20 protein-coding genes are annotated in these 16,028 nt (G+C 65.5%); 12 read left to right on the forward strand and 8 right to left on the reverse strand.

Features of this window, described 5'->3' with window-relative positions; genetic code table 11:
- Positions 1 to 81: 81 nt before the first annotated feature.
- Positions 82 to 498 carry a GFA family protein gene (locus RT513_RS11985; RefSeq protein ID WP_290686152.1) on the forward strand — a complete coding sequence of 139 codons (417 nt, stop codon included), beginning with the start codon at positions 82 to 84 and terminating at the stop codon, positions 496 to 498.
- 391 nt (positions 499 to 889) lie between these two features.
- On the opposite strand, the gene RT513_RS11990 is transcribed toward RT513_RS11985, so the two are convergent.
- From RT513_RS11990 to pyrC, 3 genes are all read right to left on the reverse strand, one after another.
- A complete protein-coding gene (locus tag RT513_RS11990) occupies positions 890 to 2,377 on the reverse strand; it encodes a replicative DNA helicase (protein ID WP_088216410.1) in 1,488 nt (495 codons plus the stop codon).
- A gap of 287 nt (positions 2,378 to 2,664) precedes the next feature.
- A complete protein-coding gene (locus tag RT513_RS11995; RefSeq protein WP_290686149.1) occupies positions 2,665 to 3,339 on the reverse strand; it encodes an orotate phosphoribosyltransferase in 675 nt (224 codons plus the stop codon).
- Between the two features lie 70 nt (positions 3,340 to 3,409).
- Entirely contained in the window at positions 3,410 to 4,444 is a 1,035-nt protein-coding gene (gene pyrC, locus RT513_RS12000) for a dihydroorotase (RefSeq protein ID WP_290686146.1), read from the reverse strand.
- 115 nt (positions 4,445 to 4,559) lie between these two features.
- On the opposite strand from pyrC, the gene RT513_RS12005 reads away from it, so the two are divergent.
- The 10 genes from RT513_RS12005 to ureG all read left to right on the forward strand — a co-directional run bounded on the left by RT513_RS12005 (position 4,560) and on the right by ureG (position 10,833).
- The gene (locus RT513_RS12005) at positions 4,560 to 5,375 is read left to right on the forward strand and encodes an urease accessory protein UreD (RefSeq protein WP_290686142.1); all 816 of its coding nucleotides are present in this window, start codon (positions 4,560 to 4,562) and stop codon (positions 5,373 to 5,375) included.
- Between the two features lie 12 nt (positions 5,376 to 5,387).
- Positions 5,388 to 5,690 carry an urease subunit gamma gene (locus RT513_RS12010; protein WP_290686140.1) on the forward strand — a complete coding sequence of 101 codons (303 nt, stop codon included), beginning with the start codon at positions 5,388 to 5,390 and terminating at the stop codon, positions 5,688 to 5,690.
- 10 nt (positions 5,691 to 5,700) lie between these two features.
- Positions 5,701 to 6,006: an urease subunit beta gene (locus RT513_RS12015; RefSeq protein ID WP_088216414.1), complete on the forward strand. Its 306-nt coding sequence runs from the start codon at positions 5,701 to 5,703 to the stop codon at positions 6,004 to 6,006.
- A gap of 119 nt (positions 6,007 to 6,125) precedes the next feature.
- A complete protein-coding gene (locus RT513_RS12020) occupies positions 6,126 to 6,476 on the forward strand; it encodes an antifreeze protein (RefSeq protein WP_088216415.1) in 351 nt (116 codons plus the stop codon).
- Between the two features lie 113 nt (positions 6,477 to 6,589).
- Positions 6,590 to 8,299, forward strand: coding sequence for an urease subunit alpha (gene ureC, locus RT513_RS12025; protein ID WP_290686135.1), 1,710 nt, complete (start codon positions 6,590 to 6,592; stop codon positions 8,297 to 8,299).
- Between the two features lie 9 nt (positions 8,300 to 8,308).
- Complete coding sequence (locus tag RT513_RS12030) at positions 8,309 to 8,605, forward strand: hypothetical protein (RefSeq protein ID WP_290686132.1); 297 nt, start codon at positions 8,309 to 8,311, stop codon at positions 8,603 to 8,605.
- A gap of 103 nt (positions 8,606 to 8,708) precedes the next feature.
- Positions 8,709 to 8,942 (forward strand): hypothetical protein, encoded by a 234-nt coding sequence (locus tag RT513_RS12035; protein WP_290686129.1) that lies wholly within the window; start codon positions 8,709 to 8,711, stop codon positions 8,940 to 8,942.
- 60 nt (positions 8,943 to 9,002) lie between these two features.
- The gene (ureE, locus tag RT513_RS12040) at positions 9,003 to 9,566 is read left to right on the forward strand and encodes an urease accessory protein UreE (RefSeq protein WP_290686126.1); all 564 of its coding nucleotides are present in this window, start codon (positions 9,003 to 9,005) and stop codon (positions 9,564 to 9,566) included.
- Between the two features lie 23 nt (positions 9,567 to 9,589).
- Positions 9,590 to 10,225, forward strand: a complete 636-nt coding sequence (locus RT513_RS12045; protein WP_088216420.1) for an urease accessory protein UreF — start codon at positions 9,590 to 9,592, stop codon at positions 10,223 to 10,225.
- The gene (gene ureG, locus RT513_RS12050; protein ID WP_088216421.1) at positions 10,222 to 10,833 is read left to right on the forward strand and encodes an urease accessory protein UreG; all 612 of its coding nucleotides are present in this window, start codon (positions 10,222 to 10,224) and stop codon (positions 10,831 to 10,833) included. The genes RT513_RS12045 and ureG overlap by 4 nt, the downstream gene beginning before the upstream one ends.
- Before the next feature lie 216 nt (positions 10,834 to 11,049).
- On the opposite strand, the gene infC is transcribed toward ureG, so the two are convergent.
- Positions 11,050 to 11,589 (reverse strand): translation initiation factor IF-3, encoded by a 540-nt coding sequence (gene infC / locus RT513_RS12055; protein ID WP_088216439.1) that lies wholly within the window; start codon positions 11,587 to 11,589, stop codon positions 11,050 to 11,052.
- A 131-nt stretch (positions 11,590 to 11,720) separates the two neighbouring features.
- Here infC and RT513_RS12060 point away from each other — a divergent pair, with 131 nt between their 5' ends.
- Positions 11,721 to 12,341, forward strand: coding sequence for a hypothetical protein (locus RT513_RS12060; RefSeq protein WP_088216422.1), 621 nt, complete (start codon positions 11,721 to 11,723; stop codon positions 12,339 to 12,341).
- Positions 12,342 to 12,344: 3 nt separating this feature from the next.
- Here the strand turns inward: RT513_RS12060 and RT513_RS12065 are convergent, their stop codons facing one another.
- The 4 genes from RT513_RS12065 to RT513_RS12080 are packed head-to-tail and all read right to left on the reverse strand — an operon-like array spanning position 12,345 to position 16,014.
- Positions 12,345 to 13,160 carry a ferredoxin--NADP reductase gene (locus RT513_RS12065; RefSeq protein WP_290686118.1) on the reverse strand — a complete coding sequence of 272 codons (816 nt, stop codon included), beginning with the start codon at positions 13,158 to 13,160 and terminating at the stop codon, positions 12,345 to 12,347.
- 49 nt (positions 13,161 to 13,209) lie between these two features.
- The gene (locus tag RT513_RS12070; RefSeq protein ID WP_290686115.1) at positions 13,210 to 13,614 is read right to left on the reverse strand and encodes a DUF934 domain-containing protein; all 405 of its coding nucleotides are present in this window, start codon (positions 13,612 to 13,614) and stop codon (positions 13,210 to 13,212) included.
- Positions 13,611 to 14,357: a phosphoadenylyl-sulfate reductase gene (locus RT513_RS12075; protein ID WP_290686112.1), complete on the reverse strand. Its 747-nt coding sequence runs from the start codon at positions 14,355 to 14,357 to the stop codon at positions 13,611 to 13,613. The genes RT513_RS12070 and RT513_RS12075 overlap by 4 nt, the downstream gene beginning before the upstream one ends.
- Positions 14,347 to 16,014 (reverse strand): nitrite/sulfite reductase, encoded by a 1,668-nt coding sequence (locus RT513_RS12080; RefSeq protein WP_290686109.1) that lies wholly within the window; start codon positions 16,012 to 16,014, stop codon positions 14,347 to 14,349. The genes RT513_RS12075 and RT513_RS12080 overlap by 11 nt, the downstream gene beginning before the upstream one ends.
- Positions 16,015 to 16,028 lie beyond the last annotated feature (14 nt).

Consider the following 16,028-nt stretch of genomic DNA (forward strand, 5'->3'; position numbering starts at 1 on the left):
GGCAAGGCAGCACAGGCGGTTGACCTTGGCGCAGACGGGCGACAGCTTTGTCGCATTCTCGGGGCGTAAAAGGGGCATGAAATGGAACAGAACGACGAACGGCTGGAGGGCGCCTGCCACTGTGGCAAGGTGCGTTTCAGGGTGCGGCTTGCTGGCGGGCTGAACGCGGCCAGACGCTGCGATTGTTCCCTTTGCGCGATGCGCGGCGCGGTAACCCTCTCGGCCCGGCTGGCGGATTTCACCCTTCTGGAAGGCGTGGAGGTGCTGCGCACTTACCGGTTCAACACCGGGGTCGCGGAGCACCATTTCTGCGGAAACTGCGGGATCTATACGCATCATAAAAGGCGTTCCAACCCGGATCAATTCGGTGTGAATGCCGCCTGTCTGGGAATCAGCCCGTTCGATTTTGCCGAAGTTCAGGTGAATGACGGAGTTCATCACCCCTCCGACGGCAATGAAAGCCGGGTGATGGGCGTGCTGCGGTTCGAGCATCTCTGAGCGGCGGAGGTCATCCGCTGGGGGTTGTGCGACGGAGATGCGGGTCCGGGAGCAGGCCTTTGGGGTCGGGCGGACTGGACTTTGAAGGACACCCCGAAAATTCTGCGGTCCCTTGAGATTCGGACTGCTGCATGCCCGTGAATTTTCGTCCTGAGATGTCCTGATGCCAAGGAGGTCGCCTCGAAGCACTACAGCGCAAGGAGGACCGCCTTCATAGAGGCCGCATGCCGGAGCTCCCAAGGCACCGGGCAGGTTGACGGCATTTTCTCCAGACGAAAGCTACGCAGGCACGCAGGCACGCAAGGCTGGGCGCTGGAGCAAGCCTCCTGCACAGCAAACCCCGTCGATGGCGGCTGCAGCGGCGGGCGATGCGTGCCGCTGCAGCGGTAGCTCAGAACCCTGCGTCGATCCCCTGCTGCCATGGCTTCACGAGGTTGCCGAATCGGGTGAAGCGGCCCTCGAAGGACAGTTCCACCGTGCCGATCGGCCCATGGCGCTGTTTGCCGATGATGACCTCGGCCTTGCCATGCACCCGTTCCATGGCTTCCTGCCACTTGGCCATCGCTTCGAGGTTTTCGTCGCCCGGCTTCTCCCGCTCGCGATAATATTCGTCGCGATAGACGAACATCACCACGTCGGCATCCTGTTCGATGGAGCCCGATTCGCGCAGGTCGGAGAGCTGGGGCCGCTTGTCCTCGCGGCTTTCGACCTGACGTGAAAGCTGGGAAAGGGCGACAACGGGGATATCCAGTTCCTTGGCGACCGCCTTGAGGCCCTGCGTGATCTCGGACACCTCGTTCACCCGGCTGTCCTTCGCCGTGGCGGGGCGGAGAAGCTGGAGATAGTCCACCACCAGCAGATCCAGCCCGTGCGTCCGCTTGAGCCGCCGCGCCCGCGCCGCCATCTGGCTGATCGGCAGCGCCGGCGTGTCGTCGATGTAGAGCGGGCACGCCTCCAGCGCCTTTGCGGCCTCAACGAAGCGGCGGAATTCGGCCTCCGTCATGTCGCCCCGGCGGATCTGCTCGGAGGGCACTTCCGCCGCTTCCGACAGGATCCGGGCGGCAAGCTGCTCGGCCGACATCTCCAGGCTGAAGAACCCGACCACGCCCCCGTCCACCGCGCCTTCGGAGCCGTCCGGCATCCGGCCGCGCTTGAAGTTCTTCGCGACGTTGAAGGCGATATTGGTGGCGAGCGAGGTCTTGCCCATCGACGGCCGCCCGGCGAGGATCAGCAGGTCCGAGCGGTGCAGACCGCCGAGCTTCTTGTCCAGATCGACAAGACCGGTGGAGACGCCCGCCAGCCCGCCATCCCGCTGGTAGGCGGCGTTGGCGACGTTCACCGCATCGGTCACGGCCTTCAGGAAGGACTGGAACCCGCGCTCCGCCACCCCCTGCTCGCCGAGCTTGTAGAGCCGCTGCTCCGCCTCGACGATCTGTTCTTTCGGTTCGCTCTGCACATCGACCTTGGCGGCCTTCGCGGCGATGTCGCGGCCCAGCCCGATCAGCTCCCGCCGGACGGCGAGATCGTAGATCATCTGCGCATAGTCCCGCGCCCCGAAGGAGGAGATGGCTGCGCCGGCAAGGCGCACCAGATAGGCCGGTCCGCCCAGTTCCTTGAGGCCCTGGTCATCCTCGAGGAACGCCTTCAGCGTCACCGGGGAGGCGAGCGCGTTCTTGACGATGCGGGAAGCCGCGATCTCGAAGATCCGCTGGTGGACGGGGTCGTAGAAATGCTCGGGCCGCACCAGACTGGCGATGCGGTCGTAGATGTCGTTGTTCGTGAGAATCGCGCCCAGCAACTGCTGCTCGGCCTCGATATTGTGGGGAAGAACCTCTGCCTCCGGCTCGGCGGCGGCCTGGATCGCCCTCAGTTCGGTCATCATGATCCTGCCCTTTGCGACGCCCCCGCAGGCAGGCGGGCCGTCGTCTTCTGTCAAGCGACTGTCATACTCCCTACGGTGTCCGGCCAAAAGCGCGGGAAAAACCTGTGGATAAGACTCGCTTCTGCCTGTGTATAATCCTGTATATCACAGGCTGCGCCGCGGTGCGCCCTGAATGTTGGGGTCGACCTGTGGCGCAGCACCGCATCTGCCCGATTCCGCCGCGCCGCCGAAACAGGACAATCCACAGCGGGGTTCCTGTCTCGGCGGATTTCCGCAGGCGCCCCTCAGGCGTGACGGCCCTGCCAGCCGCGGGGATCGTTCAGGAACTCCTCCACCCCGTCCAGCGTGGCGGCGTCAAAGCTGCCCGCGGCTTTGGCTTCTGCCAGCATGTCCCACCAGGTGCAGAGATGGTGAAGCTGAACGCCGTGATCGGCAAGGCGCTGCTCCGTGCCCTCGAAGATGCCGTAGAAGAAGATCACCGCGGTATGGTTGCAGCTCGCGCCGGTTTCCCGGATCGCATCGACGAAGGAGAGCTTCGATCCGCCGTCGGTGGTCAGATCCTCCACCAGCAGCACGCGCTGACCCTCGGTCATGGCGCCCTCGATCCGGGCGTTCCGGCCGTAGCCCTTGGGCTTCTTGCGGACATAGCTCATCGGCAGTCCCATCCGCTCGGCCACGAGCGCCGCGAAGGGGATGCCCGCCGTCTCGCCGCCGGCAATGTTGTCGAAAGCCTCGAAGCCCGCATCGCGCAGTACGGTCATCGTCAGGAAGTCCATCAGCGTGGAGCGGATGCGCGGATAGGAGATGAGCTTGCGGCAGTCGATATAGGTCGGCCCCTTCAAGCCGGAGGCATAGGTGAAGGGAGTGGTGGCGTTGAAATCGACGGCCCCGATCTCAAGGAACATGCGGGCGGTGAGGCGGGCGATTTCCTCTCTGGAGGGGAAACTGGTGGGGATCATGGCGGGATTTCCTTGGACGAAGGGTCTTTTGAAAAGGCCGCCCGGTGAGGGGCGGCCCGAAGCGGAGGGGTCAGGCGACGGCCCAGTGGACCGGGAAACCGGGGTCGAAAACGGTGACCGGCCCCGCCCCCGTCTCGATCCGTGTCGGGAAATGGGTGGGCGTCTCCCGCTTGACCAGCGTCAGGGTGGTGTCGTTCGGGGGCAGGCGGTAGAAGGCCGGGCCGTTCAGGCTGGCGAAGGCCTCCAGCCGGTCGAGGGCCTTCTCCTCCTCGAACACATGCGCGAGAAGCGGCATGGTGTTCGTCGCAGTGAAGCAGCCCGCACAGCCGCAGGCGCTTTCCTTCGCCGCGTCCGCATGCGGCGCGGAGTCGGTGCCGAGGAAGAAGCTCGCCGCGCCGGAGGTGGCCGCTTCGCGCAGCGCGATACGGTGTTCCTCGCGCTTGGCGACGGGAAGGCAGTAGTAGTGCGGCTTGATCCCGCCCACGAGGATGTGGTTGCGGTTGATGATCAGGTGGTGCGTGGTGATCGTGGCGGCGATGTCATCCCCGCCGTTCTTGACGTATTCCACGCCGTTGCGGGTGGTGATGTGCTCCATGACCACGCGAAGGCCGGGTGTCTTCTGCCGCAGCGGCGCCAGAACGCGCTCGATGAACACGGCTTCCCGGTCGAAGATGTCCACGACAGGATCCGTCACCTCGCCATGCATGCAGAGGGGCAGGCCGATCTCCGCCATCGTCTCCAGAACACCCCGCACCTTTTCCAGGTCGCGGACACCGGAGGCGGAGTTCGTCGTGGCTCCCGCGGGATAGAGCTTGACCGCCTTCACCAGACCGGAGGCATGGGCGGCAGCGACATCCGCCGCCTCCGTCGTCTCCGTCAGGTAGAGCGTCATCAGCGGCTCGAACGCCTGTCCCTCCGGCAGCGCGGCGAGAATGCGGTCGCGGTAGTGGCGGGCGTCATCGCCCGTCACAACGGGCGGAACAAGGTTGGGCATCACGATGGCGCGGGCGAAATCGCGGCTTTCGGGCAGGATGCCTTGCAGCATCGCGCCGTCGCGCAGATGCAGGTGCCAGTCGTCTGGGCGGCGAAGGGTAATCTGGGTCATGAGCCCGGCCCCTAGCATGCCCCGGCCTGCCGCGCAATTTCTCCCGGTGATTCGCGGGCCCCTTCCCCTGGGCCCCGCTTTCCGCGCATGGTGCGCAGCGAAGAGTGGAGAGACGATGCAGGACAGGCAGGCATATCGGATGGAACGGGTGCGGGGCGCGGCGGAAGTCACTCTCTCGCATCGCGCCGATGCCGTCCGTCTCGACAGGCTCGCGCAGCAGGGATCCGCCAAGGCGTTTCTGCCGCGTGTGCATGGGCCGGTGCCGGAGGTGGTTTTCCTCAACACCGCAGGCGGTCTCACGGGGGGGGACCGGCTTTCCTACCGGCTGGCCGTCGGGACAGGGGCGGCGGTGACCGGCACCACCCAGACGGCCGAGCGGATCTATTCCAGTACCGGCGATCTGGCGGAGGTGGAGGTGCGCCTTCTCGCAGCGGCGGGCGCACGGCTCCATTGGCTGCCGCAGGAGACGATCCTGTTCGACCGCGCGCGCCTTTCCCGCCACACGCGGGCCGATCTGGCAGGCGATGCGGAGCTTCTTCTTGTGGAAACGCTGGTTCTGGGCCGCGCGGCGATGGGGGAGGAGGTGCGGAGCCTCGATCTCCTCGACCGGCGGGAGGTATGGCGCGACGGCCGCCCGGTCTTTCTGGAGCCGCTGCGCCTAGGCGATCACTCGCAGGGGCGCGCGGCGCTGATCGGCGCGCATCGGGCGATGGCGACCCTTGCGCTTCTGGCCCGTGGTGCGGAAGATGCGGTCGGACCGCTGCGCGCCGCGCTGGGCGGGGTGGATGGCGTGGAGGCCGGAGTTTCGGGCTGGGACGGTCGCTGTCTTGTCCGCCTTGCGGCGGAACGGGCGGCAGCGCTCCGGCAGGCGCTGCGCGTGGTCATGGAAGTAGTGCGGGGTGCTCCCCTTCCCCGCGTTTGGCAGTTGTGAGGACGAGAACACGTGAACCTGACGCCCAGAGAAAAGGACAAGCTGCTCATCAGCCTCGCCGCCATGATCGCGCGGGGTCGGCTTGAGCGGGGGGTGAAGCTCAACCATCCCGAGGCGATCGCCCTCATCACCGACTATGTGGTGGAAGGTGCGCGGGACGGCCGGTCGGTCGCGGACCTGATGATGGCGGGCGCGCATGTCGTCACCCGCGATCAGTGCATGTCGGGCATCCCCGAGATGATCCATGAGGTGCAGGTCGAGGCGACCTTCCCCGATGGCACCAAGCTCGTCACCGTTCACCACCCGATCCGCTAGAGGTCCAGAGATGATTCCCGGAGAAATCCTTCCCGCCGAGGGTGAGATCACGCTGAACGACGGCGCCGAGGCGATCACCCTGACCGTCGCCAATACCGGCGACCGCCCGGTTCAGGTCGGCTCGCACTATCATTTCGCCGAAACCAATCCCCGGCTGTCCTTCGACCGGGAGGCCGCGCTGGGCTACCGGCTCGACATCCCCTCCGGCACCGCCGTCCGGTTCGAGCCGGGGCAGGAGCGGGAGGTGCGTCTGGTGCCCTTCTCGGGTGCGCGTATCGTGTACGGGTTCAACCAGAAGGTGATGGGCGGCCTCTGATTGCGCTGCGTCATTCCATTGAATGATTGACGCGCGCCGCCTCAGCGACATGTTGTCGCGCAGCGGCTCCGGGATCGTTTCTGCGAGGCGGCTGACCTTTACTGTCGTGGGAGCGTATCATGAGCAATGTGAAAGACCTTCCCGACCCCCTGGCGCTCTGGCGGACGGGTATGGAGTTCGCCCAACTGGGTATGGAGGCGAACGCGATCATCGCGATGCGGATGATGGGGTTCATGGGCTTCTGGCGCATGCGGGATACCGAAGCCCTGCGGATGATAACCGAAAAGCCGCCTGCCTTCTTCGAGGGCTGGATGCGGGGCATGTCCGCGGCGATGAACGGTGAATCGGCGGAAAAGGTGGCGGCAGAGGCGATCAAGCCGCTGCGCAGGAAGACCCGCGCCAATCATCTGCGCCTCGTAAGGTCCGGCCCCGCTCTCGGGCTCACTGCCCGACCGGGAAGCAAGCGCTGATTTTGCCTGAAAAGTGGGCATGAGCGGGGCGCGGCGCGGACGACTGCGCGGAGCCTGTTGAAACGCCCGCCGCTGCACGGCAGAACGGACCGAGAGCCATCCCGGAGAACCCGATGCCCGCCAAGATTTCTCGCGCCGCCTATGCCGACATGTATGGCCCGACGACCGGGGACCGGGTCCGGCTGGCCGATACCGACCTGATCGTGGAGGTGGAGCGCGACCTGACCACCTATGGCGAGGAGGTGAAGTTCGGCGGCGGCAAGGTCATCCGCGACGGTATGGGCCAGTCTCAGGCGACGCGGGCGGAGGGCGCGGTGGATACCGTCATCACCAATGCGCTGATCCTCGACTGGACAGGCATCTACAAGGCCGACGTCGGCCTCCGCGACGGTCGTATCCACAAGATCGGCAAGGCGGGCAACCCCGACACCCAGCCGGGCGTGGATATCATCGTCGGCCCCGGCACGGAGGCCATCGCGGGGGAAGGGCGGATCCTCACCGCCGGGGGGATGGATGCGCATATCCACTTCATCTGCCCGCAACAGATCGACGACGCGCTCTATTCCGGCATCACCACCATGCTGGGCGGTGGAACGGGCCCGGCGCATGGCACGCTTGCCACGACCTGCACGCCCGGCCCCTGGCATCTGGCGCGGATGATCCAGGCGGCGGACGCCTTTCCGATGAACCTGGCCTTTGCGGGCAAGGGCAATGCCTCGCTCCCCGCCGCGCTGGAGGAGATGGTGAAGGCGGGCGCCTCCTGCCTGAAGCTGCATGAGGACTGGGGCACGACGCCGGGCGCCATCGACTGCTGCCTGTCGGTCGCGGACGACATGGACGTGCAGGTGATGATCCACACCGACACGCTGAACGAATCGGGCTTTGTCGAGAACACGCTGGCCGCCATCAAGGGCCGGACGATCCATGCCTTTCACACCGAAGGCGCGGGCGGCGGCCATGCGCCCGACATCATCAAGGTGGTGAGCCAGCCGAACGTCATCCCGTCATCGACCAACCCGACCATGCCCTATACCGTGAACACGCTGGAGGAGCATCTGGACATGCTCATGGTCTGTCACCATCTGGACAAGTCGATCCCGGAGGACGTGGCCTTCGCCGAATCCCGTATCCGCAAGGAAACCATCGCGGCGGAGGATATCCTGCACGACATGGGCGCGTTTTCCGTCATCTCGTCGGACAGCCAGGCCATGGGGCGCGTGGGAGAGGTCATCACCCGCACCTGGCAGACCGCGCACAAGATGAAGGCGCAACGCGGGCGGCTGGCGGAGGAGACCGGCGACAACGACAACTTCCGCGCCAAGCGGTACATCGCCAAATACACGATCAACCCCGCGATCGCGCATGGGCTGTCGCGCCATATCGGCAGCATTGAGGAAGGCAAGCGTGCCGATCTCGTGCTCTGGCACCCCGCCTTCTTCGGCGCAAAGCCGGAGATGGTGATGATCGGCGGCACGATCGTGGCGGCGCAGATGGGCGATCCCAACGCCTCCATCCCCACGCCGCAACCGGTCTATACCCGGCCGATGTTCGGTGCCTACGGCAGGTCGGTGGAACGCTCGGCCGTGGTGTTCGTCTCCGCCGCGGCAGAGGCGGAGGGGCTGCGGGGCAGGCTCGGCATTGCCAAGGAAACGCTCGCTGTCCAGAACACCCGCAACATCGGCAAGGCGGACATGAAGCTCAACGCCGCCACGCCGGAGATCGAGGTGAACCCGGAAACCTACGAGGTTCGGGCGAACGGTGAACTTCTGACCTGCGAGCCCGCGAAGGAACTCCCCCTCGCGCAGCGCTACTTCCTGTTCTGAGGTCTCTCCATGCGTCTGTGGCTCATCCTGCCTTTCGCCTTCGCCGCCTGCACCGATCCGGGTTTCCGCGGTGTTGCCGGTGTGCGGGAAGCGGAGGCGTCGCAGGTCGGCTCCTGCGCCTATGTGTCCAACATCACCGGCAGGCCCAGCGTCTATGGGCCGCTTCTCGGCGATCAGGGCATCAGCTATACGCGCAATCAGGTGCTGGATACCGCGCGCAGCTCCGGGGCGAATACGGTGGTGTTCCAGAAGGTCACGCCCGGCGAGCCGGTTTACGAACTCAATGCGACAGCTTACCGCTGCTGATCCAGCCGCAACGCTGCAATGCAAAAACGTCCGTAGCACTTCGGGGGGAGGCTGCCTATTTCCCCCTTCGGGGAGGAAACACCGCAAGTTCGGACGTTTCCCAATGAACGCTTACAATCGCATCGAAACCACGCCCGCCCGCGAGAAAACCCTCCGCGAGATCGTCGATGATTTCTTTGTGGGGCTCGGCCAAGGCGTCAGCGCCTATCGTGTCCGCGAATCGCGCATGGCCGAAATCCGCAGGCTTGACGCCAAATCCGACGCAGAGCTCAACGACATGGGCCTGACGCGCGACCGGATCCCGCAATACGTCTTCCGCGACCTTTTCGCCGCCTGAGCCGCCTTGACGCCTTTCCCCGGAGGAGGCACCAACGGGGAAAGCGCGGGAGATCAGGCAATGGCAGACATTCCGAAAGCGGTGCGCATCCGCCCGGCCGGTACTTGGGCGGGCGCTGTGGATGAAGTGCTGCTCGACTACGATCAGCGGTTTCTCCGTCGCCGCCGGCTGGACTCCGCGGCGGGCGAGGCGTTCATGGTCGATCTGCCGGAGACAACCAGCCTCAACCATGGCGATGCCTTCGAACTGGAGGATGGTCGCCTGATTTCCGTCGCTGCTGCGGATGAGCCGCTGCTGGAAATCCATGCCGACGATCTGGTGCGGCTGGCTTGGCACATCGGCAACCGGCATACGCCCTGCCAGATCGAACCGGGCCGTCTGCTGATCCGCCGCGATCACGTTTTGCAGGACATGGTCGAGCGGCTGGGTGGATATGTCCATGCCATAATCGCCCCCTTCCGGCCCGAAGGCGGCGCCTATGGCCACGGCCGGACCCTTGGCCATTCGCACGGGCCGGATGACCATGCCCAGGATCGCTCTGACAGTTCCGGGGCGCAGGTGCGGTTTCACGGCAGCCACGGCCCGGAGGAGGAGGAGGATCCGCCGCCGCGGGATCCCGAATGATCGCCGCGGGTTGATCTTTTTCCATGACGGCGGCGCTTCTCACTCTTGCCCAACGCCTTTCCCCGGCATTCCCGGTCGGCTCCTTTGCCTATTCGCATGGGCTGGAGTGGGCCATTGCCGGAGGTGACGTGACGGACGCGGATACGCTTCTTCTGTGGGTGGAGGATGTTCTGGCCCATGGCAGCGGGCGGAGCGATGCGATCCTTCTGGCCCATGCCCTCGTCCCCGGGGCGGATTTGCGGCTGCTTTCTGATATGTCCCTTGCGCTCGCCGCCGGCGCGGAGCGGGTGCGGGAAACGCTCGATCAGGGCCGCGCCTATCTGGCGGCACTCCCGGAAGACAGGGGATCGTTGGCGCTCGATCTCCCCTATCCCGTGGCGCTGGGCGCGACCTGCCGTGATCTGGACCTCGCCGCCGAGACGGTCGTGGCCTTCTATCTTCAGGCTTTTGCCGGGATGCTGGTGCAGGCGGCGGTGCGGTTCGTGCCGATCGGCCAGACAGCGGGGCAGCGCGTGATTGCCGCGCTCCATCCGCTGATGATGCGGATTGCAGCGGAGGCGATCGCAACCCCGCTGGAGGGCATCGCGAGCGGCGCCTTCCGCTCCGACCTCGCCGCCATGCGGCACGAGACGATGGATGTAAGGATTTTCAGAACATGAAGAGCGGGAATGGCCCCCTCCGCGTCGGGATCGGCGGTCCGGTGGGGGCGGGCAAGACGACCCTGACAGAGCAGCTTTGCAGAGCGATGCGGGATCGCTGGTCAGTGGCCGTGATCACGAACGACATCTATACCCGCGAGGATGCGGAATACCTCATGCGCGCACAGGCCCTGCCGCTCGAGCGCATCCGGGGGGTGGAAACGGGCGGGTGTCCCCATACCGCGATACGCGAGGATGCGTCGATCAACCTTGCCGCAGTGGCGGATCTGACCGCCTCCATTCCCGATCTGGACATGATCCTGATCGAATCGGGGGGCGACAATCTGGCAGCCACGTTCTCACCCGAACTGGCGGACCTGACGCTCTATGTCATCGACACGGCGGCGGGGCAGGACATTCCACGCAAGAGGGGGCCGGGTGTCACGAAATCGGACCTGCTCATCGTGAACAAGGTCGATCTCGCGCCGCATGTGGGTGTGGATGCCGCCTTGCTGGAGAGCGACACCCGCGCGGCGCGCGGCAGACTTCCCTATGTGATGGCCTGTCTCCGGCAAGCGGTCGGCGTGGAGGAGGTCGTCCGCTTCATCGCGCGGGAAGGCGGCCTTTAGCAGGCTGCTGAAAAAGTCCTGAAATGTCATGCCTATGCGCTGGAAAATCGGAAAATCGGCCCGGAAACGCCCGGAAGTATAAAAATCTCCGGCTGGATTTCGTCAGATGGCGAACGATTTCCACTCCAATACAGGCCAAAAAGCCTTTTTCAGCAGTTAGAAATGCGAAAGGCCCCCACAAGGGGGCCTGGGCGCGATAGAGATGATCCGGGTGGTTTACCTCGGACCGATCATCATCACCATCTGGCGACCTTCGAGCTTCGGCATGTTCTCCACCTTGCCGACCTCGGCCACATCGGCAGCGACGCGGTTCAGCAGTTCCATGCCGAGCTGCTGGTGCGCCATCTCACGGCCACGGAAGCGAAGGGTCACTTTGACCTTGTCGCCGCCTTCGAGGAACTTGAGCACGGAGCGCATCTTCACATCGTAGTCGTGAGTATCGGTCCCCGGACGGAACTTGATTTCCTTGACCTCGATGGTCTTCTGCTTCTTCCGCGCCTCGGCCTCGCGCTTCTGGTTCTCATACTTGAACTTGCCGAAGTCCATGATCTTGCAGACGGGCGGCGTGGCATTCGGCGAGATCTCGACGAGATCGAGACCGGCTTCTTGCGCCAGGGCGAGCGCCCGCGCTGGCGTCACGACCCCGACGTTCTCGCCCTCCGCCCCGATCAGCCGAATCTCCGGCGCGCGGATGCGATCATTGACACGGGGTCCGGTGTCGCGTTGGGGCGGGGCATTGTGCGGTCTGCGGGCTATGGTGGTAATCCTTACGATGTTGTGTGCCGCGGGCAAAATAGTGTTGGCGAAGGCGTGATACAACAGGGATTCGGTATTTCCGCCGCGGCTCGGCACCGCGATGGGCGGTAAAGGCCCCGAGGAGTTGGAAGATGAAGTCGTTTCTGATCGCGGCGATACTGGTAGCCTTGGGCGTTCTGACCTGGCGCCACTTCGCCACGGATGTTCGCGGCCCGGTCGGCGGGCTCGCGCGGGAAGCGCCCTCTCCGCCTCCGGTCTTCCGATTTCCCGTCGAGGAGGACGACGAGGAGAGTTTCGTCAACCGTGCCGCCCGCACCGCGCGCGAAGCCGCTACCGATGCGCAGAGCGCGGCAGAGCAGGCGGGCCGGGCGCTGCGCAGCATGACCTCCGCCAATCTGCGCGAAGCGGTGACCCTTGCTGCGGGAGAGGTGGAGCGGGCTGTCGATGCCGCGATGTCAGGGGTGCAGGATGCGCTGCGCGACCCCTCCGAGTCGACCCGGAGTGCGGCGGAGGGGGCGCTTGCAGCAGCCGATCATGCCACTGACCTCGTCACGGAGGGGACGGAGGCGCTGGGGGAAAAGGCGCAGCGTTGGTGGGCGGAGCGTGCGGGCGCATATCGCGCGAACATCTCCGCAGCCGATCTGGCGCCCGAGCTGAAGGACCGGCTGCTCCACGTCTGGGACAAGGCGAAGGACGCCCCGGAGGCGATCCAGAGCGTCCTTCAGGAACTCAGGCTTCAGCTTGCGGAGTGAGGGTCAGCCGACGAAGGCCTTTTCCACCACATATTCGGCCGGCTCGCTGTTTGCACCTTCACGCAGACCGAATCCGTCGAGGATTTCCATGATGTCCTTGTTGAATGCGAGGCTGCCGCAGACCATGCCCCGGTCCGTCGCGGGGTTGATCGCCGGGATGCCGAGCCGCTCGAACACCTCGCCGGAGCGTAGATGGTCGGTGATCCGACCCATGACGGGCGAGGTTTCGCGCGTCGTGGTGGGGTAATAGCGCAGCTTGCCCGCGGCGAATTCGCCGACCAGCGGATCCTCGGCGACGGAGGCGACCAGCTCCTCGCCATAGGCCAGTGCCGCCACTTCCCGCGTGGTATGGGTGAGAATGACCTCATCATACCGCTCATAAGTCTCCGGGTCGCGGATCAGCGAGGCAAAGGGCGCGATCCCGGTGCCGGTAGCGAAGAGCCACAGCCGCTTGCCGGGCAGCAGCGCGTCCAGCACGAGCGTTCCCACCGCTTTCGGCTTCAGGATGATCTCGTCCCCCGGCTGGATATGCTGCAACCGGGAGGTGAGCGGGCCGTCCTGCACCTTGATGGAGTAGAACTCCAGTTCCTCGTCCCAAGCGGGGGAGGCGATTGAATAGGCGCGCAGCAACGGGCGGCCGTTGTCGCCGGTCAGGCCGATCATCACGAATTCGCCCGACCGGAAGCGGAGCGACCGTGGACGGGTCACGCGGAAGGAAAACAGATGCTCCGACCAGTGCCGGACGGAGGTCACGGTTTCGGTGGGCAGCGTCTTGGCGGCGGGGGCGGCGGTATCGGTCACGGGAGCGAGGTCATTCATGGCGGAGAGTCGCATCCTTTTTATCGGGAATTGGCGGTCGGCGGAAGGGTCAGCCCCGCAGCCGCCGCTGGTAATCATGGGCACGCCAGTCGGCACGGGCGAGCCACTGATCCTCGGGCTGGCGCGTGGCGAGTTCGGAGGCGATCTCCACCTCGTCGAAACCGGAGCGACGCGCCATGGCATATTGATCGGCGATCACATGGCCCTTGGCGCGGAGCCGCCCAGTGAATCCCAGCCGCCGCAACTCCCGCCCGAGGGTGAAGCCGCGACCGTCGGAAAAGGCGGGGAAGTCGATCCGCACGAATCCGGCCGACAGAAGCGGCGCCAGATCGGCGGTCGCGGTGTTGGACGGGACATCCACGGCGGGACTCGGACCATCCATCGCATCGAGCGGCAGGAAGTCTCCGGCAAAATCCTCGGCATGGAAGCCGTCGTCGCGCACGATCACGGTCATGCCGCGTTCTCCTTGTCCTTTGGCATCCGCACGGCCTTGCCGTCGATGAAATGGATGCCGCATTCGACCTTTGCCTGTCCCCGCCAGCGACCGGCCCGCGGATCCTCGCCCGGTTTCACCGGAGAGGTGCAGGGGGCGCAGCCGATCGACGGATAGCCTTTCGCCACGAGCGGGTGCCGGGGCAGATCATGTCGGGTCATATAGGTATCCACCTTCGCCGGCGTCCAGTCGGCGAGCGGATTGATCTTGATCCGGCTGTCGCCTTCCGCCTCGAACAGGTCGAGCGTGGCGCGGGTCGTGGCCTGAAACCGCTTCCGCCCGGTGATCCAAGCGTCGAATCCCTTCAGCGCGCGTTCGAGCGGGCGGGTCTTGCGCAGGTCGCAGCAGGCGTCGGTATTGAACTGGTGCAGCGTATTATCGGGATCCTCGAAGGCAAGCTCCTCTGGATCAGCGGTGATGCGCCGGATGCCGGTCAGGCCGAGGCTGCGCGCGATCTCCTGCTGATAGGCGATGGTTTCCGCGAACAGCATCTCCGTATCGACGAACAGCACAGGCAGATCGGGCGCCACCTCCGCCACCATATGGAGCAGCACGACCGATTCCGCCCCGAAGGAGGAGACGAGCACCACCCGCCCCGCCGCCGGATCGGCGAGTGCCGCACCGATCGCATCCGCGCCGCCCGTGCCGCCATGGCGGGCGTTCAGGGCATCCACCCGATCCGCGACGGAACCGTCAGGCCGCATCGCGCTTGCCTTCCTCCGGGTAGAGCGCAGCCTTGAAGGGGGCCGGGCCAAGGCGGCGGAAGGCGTCGAGGAACGTCTCCTCCGGCCCCTGCCGTTCGGCCAGATAGGCGCGCATGAGCCGCTCGATGGCGGGCACCACCTCCTCCGCCGGAAAGCCGGGGCCGGCGCGTTCACCGATGGCCGCGCGTTCGGTGCCATCGCCGCCCAGCGTGATCTGATAATTCTCCACCCCCGCGCGGTCGAGGCCGAGGATCCCCACATGCCCCACATGGTGATGGCCGCAGGCGTTGATGCAGCCGGAGATCTTGATCTTCATCCCGCCGATCTCCTCCTCCAGCCCGAGAGCGTGGAAATGGGTGGCGATGTCCTGTGCGATGGGAATGGAGCGGGCCGTGGCCAGCGCGCAGTAATCCATGCCGGGGCAGGCGATGATGTCGGAGATGAGCCCGATATTCGCCGTGGCCAGTTCCGCGGCCTTCAGCGCGGCGTGGACGGCGGGCAGATCGCCCTTGTGCACATGCGGCAGGATGACATTCTGCTCATGGCTGATGCGTAGCTCGTCATGTCCGTAGCGCTCCGCCAGATCGGCCAAAACGCGCATCTGGTCAGATGTCGCATCCCCCGGCGTCGCACCCTGTTTCTTCAGCGAGACGGAGACGATGGCATAGTTGTCGTTCCGGTGGCGGCTCAGGTTCTGTTCGCTCCAGCGACGGAATTCCGGGTCGCGCAGCGCGGCATCATAGGCGTCGGTGGGCGCGTTCTTCCACGCGGGCGGGGCAAAGGCCGCCTCGATGTCCGCAAGCAATGCCTGATCGGCGCCATGGAACTCCGGCCGGATTTCCGCGAACCGGGCCTCCACAAGCTCCCGAATCGTCTCAAGGCCCGTTTCATGCACGGTGATCTTGATGCGCGCCTTGTACTTGTTGTCGCGGCGGCCAAGCTCGTTGTAGACGCTGAGAACCGCTTCCACATAGGGCAGCAGGTCGGCTTTCGGCAGGAACTCCCGTACAACATGGCCAAGCATCGGCGTCCGGCCAAGGCCGCCGCCCACGATCATCTCGAACCCCGGCTCGCCCTTCGCATTGCGCACCATGCGGAGCCCAATGTCATGCGCGCGCGTCACGGCGCGGTCGTTCGGGCTGCCGGTGATGGCGATCTTGAACTTGCGCGGCAGGAACTGGAATTCCGGGTGATCGGTGGACCATTGGCGGAGAAGTTCCGCCACGGGGCGCGGATCCTCGATCTCATCCGCCGCCGCGCCGGCGAAATGGTCGGCGGTCACGTTGCGGACGCAGTTGCCCGAGGTCTGGATGGCGTGCATCTCCACCTCCGCCAGAGCCTCCAGCATGTCCGGCACGTCGCGGAGCAGCGGCCAGTTGTACTGGATGTTCTGACGGGTGGTGAAATGGCCGTACCCCTTGTCCCACCGGTCGGCGATGAGCGCGAGCTGACGCATCTTCGCGCCGTTCAGCGTGCCATAGGGAATGGCCACGCGCAGCATGTAGGCGTGCAGCTGGAGGTAGAGGCCATTCATCAGCCGGAGCGGCTTGAACTCGTCCTCCGTCAGCGATCCGTCGATCCGTCGCTCCACCTGCGCGCGGAACTGGGCCACCCGTTCGCGGACGAAGGCTGCGTCGAAATCGTCGTAGCGGTACATGCGGTCGTGCTCCT

This window comes from Haematobacter sp. (genome assembly GCF_032102465.1).
Lineage (GTDB): Bacteria > Pseudomonadota > Alphaproteobacteria > Rhodobacterales > Rhodobacteraceae > Haematobacter.

Excerpts from the sequence above, each read along its gene's own strand:
- RT513_RS11985 (WP_290686152.1), top strand. The coding sequence starts at position 82 with ATGGAACAGAACGACGAACGGCTGGAGGGCGCCTGCCACTGTGGCAAG.
- RT513_RS11990 (WP_088216410.1), bottom strand. The coding sequence starts at position 2,377 with ATGACCGAACTGAGGGCGATCCAGGCCGCCGCCGAGCCGGAGGCAGAG.
- RT513_RS11995 (WP_290686149.1), bottom strand. The coding sequence starts at position 3,339 with ATGATCCCCACCAGTTTCCCCTCCAGAGAGGAAATCGCCCGCCTCACC.
- pyrC (WP_290686146.1), bottom strand. The coding sequence starts at position 4,444 with ATGACCCAGATTACCCTTCGCCGCCCAGACGACTGGCACCTGCATCTG.
- RT513_RS12005 (WP_290686142.1), top strand. The coding sequence starts at position 4,560 with ATGCAGGACAGGCAGGCATATCGGATGGAACGGGTGCGGGGCGCGGCG.
- RT513_RS12015 (WP_088216414.1), top strand. The coding sequence starts at position 5,701 with ATGATTCCCGGAGAAATCCTTCCCGCCGAGGGTGAGATCACGCTGAAC.
- RT513_RS12020 (WP_088216415.1), top strand. The coding sequence starts at position 6,126 with ATGAGCAATGTGAAAGACCTTCCCGACCCCCTGGCGCTCTGGCGGACG.
- ureC (WP_290686135.1), top strand. The coding sequence starts at position 6,590 with ATGCCCGCCAAGATTTCTCGCGCCGCCTATGCCGACATGTATGGCCCG.
- RT513_RS12030 (WP_290686132.1), top strand. The coding sequence starts at position 8,309 with ATGCGTCTGTGGCTCATCCTGCCTTTCGCCTTCGCCGCCTGCACCGAT.
- RT513_RS12035 (WP_290686129.1), top strand. The coding sequence starts at position 8,709 with ATGAACGCTTACAATCGCATCGAAACCACGCCCGCCCGCGAGAAAACC.
- ureE (WP_290686126.1), top strand. The coding sequence starts at position 9,003 with ATGGCAGACATTCCGAAAGCGGTGCGCATCCGCCCGGCCGGTACTTGG.
- RT513_RS12045 (WP_088216420.1), top strand. The coding sequence starts at position 9,590 with ATGACGGCGGCGCTTCTCACTCTTGCCCAACGCCTTTCCCCGGCATTC.
- ureG (WP_088216421.1), top strand. The coding sequence starts at position 10,222 with ATGAAGAGCGGGAATGGCCCCCTCCGCGTCGGGATCGGCGGTCCGGTG.
- RT513_RS12060 (WP_088216422.1), top strand. The coding sequence starts at position 11,721 with ATGAAGTCGTTTCTGATCGCGGCGATACTGGTAGCCTTGGGCGTTCTG.
- RT513_RS12065 (WP_290686118.1), bottom strand. The coding sequence starts at position 13,160 with ATGAATGACCTCGCTCCCGTGACCGATACCGCCGCCCCCGCCGCCAAG.
- RT513_RS12070 (WP_290686115.1), bottom strand. The coding sequence starts at position 13,614 with ATGACCGTGATCGTGCGCGACGACGGCTTCCATGCCGAGGATTTTGCC.
- RT513_RS12075 (WP_290686112.1), bottom strand. The coding sequence starts at position 14,357 with ATGCGGCCTGACGGTTCCGTCGCGGATCGGGTGGATGCCCTGAACGCC.
- RT513_RS12080 (WP_290686109.1), bottom strand. The coding sequence starts at position 16,014 with ATGTACCGCTACGACGATTTCGACGCAGCCTTCGTCCGCGAACGGGTG.